This window comes from Natronococcus sp., from assembly GCF_047921035.1.
Classification (GTDB): domain Archaea; phylum Halobacteriota; class Halobacteria; order Halobacteriales; family Natrialbaceae; genus Natronococcus.
On record NZ_JBLRWX010000182.1, the window covers coordinates 1 to 3,321 of the forward strand.

Genomic DNA, 3,321 nt, shown 5'->3' on the forward strand with positions numbered 1-3,321 from the left:
CGTGCCCCCTGCCTCGGTTGAGGCATAGAACGGGAGTCCATGCGAAAGCCTCGGGGCTTGACCCCGAGGCAATTTACATCGCAAACTCGTTGCCACACTCGGTGCAGGTGAACTCGAATCGGCCCTCCGAATTAATCCCCGTCGCGTGTGGAACTTCCTCCTCACACTCCCGGCATGGCACCACCGATTCGAGTTCCTCCCAGTCGTGGGTCGAGCCGGGTGCGCCCATCGCCCAGCCGACAACCTCGTTTCCGTTCTCTTTTTTCGCGTAGCCCATCTGGAACTCTCCGGGTTCGAATCTGATGACTTCCCCTTCCTCGACGGTTACCCGTTCACGCTCCTTGCCGACCTCGAACACCGCCGTTCCCTCCTCGATGTAGAAGACTTCTTCCTGGTCGTGATGCGTGTGAAGCCCCCCGGAGAAGGAATCGCCCGGCGCGAGTTCGAAGTAGTTCATCGCGAAGTGATCGGTTCCGAGTGCGTCCGAGACCGGTCGGCGCACGTCGTGAACTTGCATCGGGTTGACCTCGTTTCGCACGTCATCGATGGTTACTTTCTCCATACGGAAAGTTACCGGACGAGTCGGGTTAATGATGTCGACTAATCGGGGTGGATCAGCTAACAGTATAAAACAGAGTGTAAGCTCGTCTTTTGAGACACCTCGATGGGGCGAGAGCCACGGCCGTACCGGCGAGCCGTGACTCTCGTAGATATTGATATGGCGTCTTCAGCAGCGTATTCACCGTCGCTGTGGACGACGTATTGTCGGTCGGACTTGTCGCCATCAGCTAGTGGCTCACACGCCCGAAATCCGTCGGTGTAGACGGCTAGCGACTCCTGCTACACCAGGTTCGCTGCGGCTGATTCCGACACGAAGCAGTGGATTGGGAGCAGATCGGGCACCGCGCCAGCGGTGCCCACGTCCTCTTCGACTTTCAGCTACAGCTCCCACTATCAACAATCTGCTTCACGAGGGATCGAAAAACTCGATCGCGTCGCCGAACTCGAGCGGGACCGACCCCTTCCGGTAGCCCTCGACGTGGCCGTTCGGACGGGCGCGGTAGACGACCGCGGGGCGATGTCGGAGGTCGGGCTGTTCGCCCTTTACCGCGGCCCAGGCGTCGTCCCGGAAGCTCGAGCAGTCGACGAACAACACGGCGCCGCCGCCGTGTTCGGCGAGCTGGCCGTCGGTCTTCGTCTCGGCGGTGTCGCGCACGGCGGCGACGGGGCCGGCTGCGGCCCGGTTCGCGGGGGGCTGGGGCCGGGTCACCTCGACGAGGCGGTTCGTCTCCTCGTCCTCGGCCCGGTAGTCCAGCGAGTGGCCGGTCGTCACCTCGATCTCGGGAGTGACCTCGTAGCCCGCGTCGGTGAGGATCTTCGCGGCGATGAACTCGCCCATCGCGGCGCTCATCCGGACGCGGTCGACGTGGTTGCTCGTGCCGAGCTTGCCGGCCATGATCGACCGGTAGTCGTCGAGCACGCCGGTCTCGAGGAAGTCCTCGAAGTAGCGGGTCGCCTCGCGGCGGCCGGCGTCGGGAAAGCCCGCGGCGTGCTCGCGGAAGAAGGCCCGTGTCGACTCGCGGCCGTCCTTGGACATGAAGACGGGCAAGAAAAACCACGAGAGGTAGGGGTAGTCGGCGAGCCACGGGTCGGTTTCGTAAAGCGTCGCGAGCAGCTCCCGCTGGTTCCACCGGGCGACGTGGTAGGGAACGTCGTTCCAGCCGAACTTGTCGGTCTTCCACAGCGAGGAGGGCGTTTCGGTGTTGCCCATCCAGTAGGCCTCCTCGCCGTTGCGGGCAAAGAGCGCGAGGTCGCCGTTTTGCATCTCGAAGCGGTGTGTCTCCCAGTCTGCGCCGATATCGAATCGCGGGGTCGCGGCTCGAGCGCCGATGTTCGAGCGAAGCGGACCCAGTATCTCCTGTCTGACTCGTTGCTCGCTCCAGCGGGCGGGCGAGTAACGAAAGCGAAGCGGCCGTGCCACGCCGATAGATTGTGCCCGGGTGGGTATATACTGTTCGCTGACGCGACGGCAGGAGTGTGGGTCACCGTTACATTGATAAGCATCAGATGCCTACGATGTGTATACTTACCATGTCAATGGGTGCCTATGACGAAGACGAACACGAGCGGCGCGAGGCGCAGGCCTCGCGGGTGGATGCGGATTTCGACGACGAGCGGACGATCTACCACGGCAAGGTCGAGTACGACGCCGGCGAGTCGGCCGAGGAGCTGCTGAGCAAGTTCGAGGAGATGAAGTCGGATTAGAGGGTCGTCCCTCCGGATTCTTTTTGAGATCGTCGCTGCAGCAGTACCGACAGCGCCGCCACCGCGACGACGGCGATCACGTGACCCACGAGCGCGCCGACGAGGATCGGATGCCCCAGAACGAACGGGACGAACAGCAACTGGACGCCCGCGAACGCCACGTTGAGCCCGTCGACCCGGGCGTACTCCCGTGTCGTCTCGGGCTCGAACTCGTAGACGATCGACCGCCAGAGCCCGGCGACGGTCGCCCACCAGCAGGTACCGATCCGGTAGACGACGTCCCAGAGGATCAACAGGAGCAGAGCGACCGCGAGTGCCGGGGGCTCGGGGCCGAGGATCTCCGTCAGCAACGGCACGTCGCTGGTCCGGGGATCGGTGACGAACAGGTACGTCACCAGGAGGACGAACGCCATCACCCCGAGGACGACCTCGATGTTCGAGCCGAACAGCACGCGTCGGTACCCCTCGGGCGAGCGAAGCGCCCGAACCGAACGGCTGTACCGGAGCATGAGCCAGCTGCCGACCGCCGCGACGAGGACGGCGACGGTTCCCGGAACGACCGCCTCCCACAGCCCGTAGGCGGCTGCAACCGCGAGCAGCGCCGCCTCGAAGACCGCGAACTGGATCCCGATGGCGAGCCGATCGGAGAGCTCGAACCCCGGCAGCGCGCCGACGATACTTTCGTAGACCCACGTCTCGCCGTACTCCGGCGTCCGGGTCATTCCTCGAGCGGCCGCCCCTCGTCGGGCAGCCCGCTCTCGAGGGTGTCCCCGTCGAGGGTTACCTCCTCGGCGAGCGCGCTGCGGACGGCGTCCTCGAACGGCGTCGGGTCGACGCCGACGAGTTCCCGCAGGCGGTCGTCCTCGACGACCACCGGGTTGACCATCCCCTCGATCAGCCGGTGGGCGACCTGCGGGTCGACGTCCGTCACGAGGTCGACCCAGTACGCCGACAGCGTCGGCGTCAGCACCGGGACCGGGACGATCACCGGCTCCCACCCTCTCGTAATCTTCGCGGTCGTCCGGAGCATCTCGCCGTAGGTGAGCACGTCTGGAC

The 3,321-nt window shown here is 64.6% G+C and carries 4 protein-coding genes and 2 pseudogenes; 1 reads left to right on the top strand and 5 read right to left on the bottom strand.

Features of this window, described 5'->3' with window-relative positions; all coding sequences use genetic code 11:
* Positions 1-73 precede the first annotated feature (73 nt).
* The 3 genes and pseudogenes from ACNA7R_RS19760 to ACNA7R_RS19770 all read right to left on the bottom strand — a co-directional run bounded on the left by ACNA7R_RS19760 (position 74) and on the right by ACNA7R_RS19770 (position 1,981).
* A complete protein-coding gene (locus tag ACNA7R_RS19760; RefSeq protein ID WP_416285257.1) occupies positions 74-562 on the bottom strand; it encodes a cupin domain-containing protein in 489 nt (162 codons plus the stop codon).
* Positions 563-637: 75 nt separating this feature from the next.
* A pseudogene (locus tag ACNA7R_RS19765) lies at positions 638-840 on the bottom strand (IS1595 family transposase); the annotation flags it as partial.
* Positions 841-967: 127 nt separating this feature from the next.
* Positions 968-1,981, bottom strand: a complete 1,014-nt coding sequence (locus ACNA7R_RS19770) for a DUF5784 family protein (RefSeq protein ID WP_416285258.1) — start codon at positions 1,979-1,981, stop codon at positions 968-970.
* Between the two features lie 110 nt (positions 1,982-2,091).
* Between ACNA7R_RS19770 and ACNA7R_RS19775 the strand changes: the two genes are divergently transcribed.
* Positions 2,092-2,265: a DUF5786 family protein gene (locus ACNA7R_RS19775; protein ID WP_416285260.1), complete on the top strand. Its 174-nt coding sequence runs from the start codon at positions 2,092-2,094 to the stop codon at positions 2,263-2,265.
* On the opposite strand, the gene ACNA7R_RS19780 is transcribed toward ACNA7R_RS19775, so the two are convergent.
* Positions 2,262-2,987 carry a hypothetical protein gene (locus tag ACNA7R_RS19780; RefSeq protein WP_416285259.1) on the bottom strand — a complete coding sequence of 242 codons (726 nt, stop codon included), beginning with the start codon at positions 2,985-2,987 and terminating at the stop codon, positions 2,262-2,264. The genes ACNA7R_RS19775 and ACNA7R_RS19780 overlap by 4 nt on opposite strands.
* Positions 2,984-3,321, bottom strand: a pseudogene (locus tag ACNA7R_RS19785) (NADH-binding protein); the annotation flags it as partial. The pseudogene ACNA7R_RS19785 and the gene ACNA7R_RS19780, both read right to left, overlap by 4 nt.

Excerpts from the sequence above, each read along its gene's own strand:
- ACNA7R_RS19760 (WP_416285257.1), bottom strand. The coding sequence starts at position 562 with ATGGAGAAAGTAACCATCGATGACGTGCGAAACGAGGTCAACCCGATG.
- ACNA7R_RS19780 (WP_416285259.1), bottom strand. The coding sequence starts at position 2,987 with ATGACCCGGACGCCGGAGTACGGCGAGACGTGGGTCTACGAAAGTATC.
- ACNA7R_RS19775 (WP_416285260.1), top strand. The coding sequence starts at position 2,092 with ATGTCAATGGGTGCCTATGACGAAGACGAACACGAGCGGCGCGAGGCG.